General features: G+C 45.7%; 1 protein-coding gene. It reads right to left on the minus strand.

All coding sequences use genetic code 11. The annotated features are described in order from the left end of the window. On the minus strand, positions 1-777 hold a 777-nt coding region (locus A3738_RS21810), incomplete at both ends, for an FAD-binding oxidoreductase (protein WP_304440125.1).

Raw genomic sequence — 777 nt, forward strand, 5'->3', positions numbered from 1 at the left:
TGTTGATGACTGATCGTTCCGCCATTGTTCACAATAAGTTCAGAAGTGCTTGTTTTCAGAGTTTTCCAGCGAGCAAGAGTTTCTTCGTAAGTATCTGCTGCACGGAATACATAAGTCGTGTAGATACTGGAACCTTGAGAATAAAAGTGTGACAAGTGCGTGAACACATGCACTTTCTCACCTTTGTCTTGCAGAGATTTCCGTAAATTCGCTTCGATCTTATCAAGTAAGTTATCGACATTGCTCCAGTCTGTAGACGTTTCAAGCGTATCGACCACATATCCTTTTTCCCATAACGCTTCTCGCAGATACGGCATGGTGAAACGTTTCGCAGCCCATTTCTTACCTAGATATGAGCCGGTGTAAACGCCGCCTAATGGACGAGTTAAACGCTTCATTAGTCTGTGCGCAGAACGACATTGATCAGGCATACCTGTTACACCTAATGTCATCATGCACTTGCCCTCACCGGCACCTCGCCAAGACAAGAACTTCTCAAGCAAGGCAATTTGACCAGGATGCCCTGCCAATGCGAGCTGCGTTTTGGTTTCGATCGCATTGCTAAGGCGAAGCATAGAGAGTTGAATTTTCGCTTGCACTAGATGACGTGCCGCGGCTTTAGCCTGATTCCAAGTTGGGAAGAAGATAACATAGAAGTCTTCTTGAATTGGCGATGGAGTGACACGCACTTTCACGTCACTAATAACACCCATACGACCTTCCGAACCAAGGATCATTTCTCTTACATCTGGCCCTGCTGATGATGCAGGAATTGTT

This window comes from Oleiphilus sp. HI0066 (assembly GCF_001635725.1).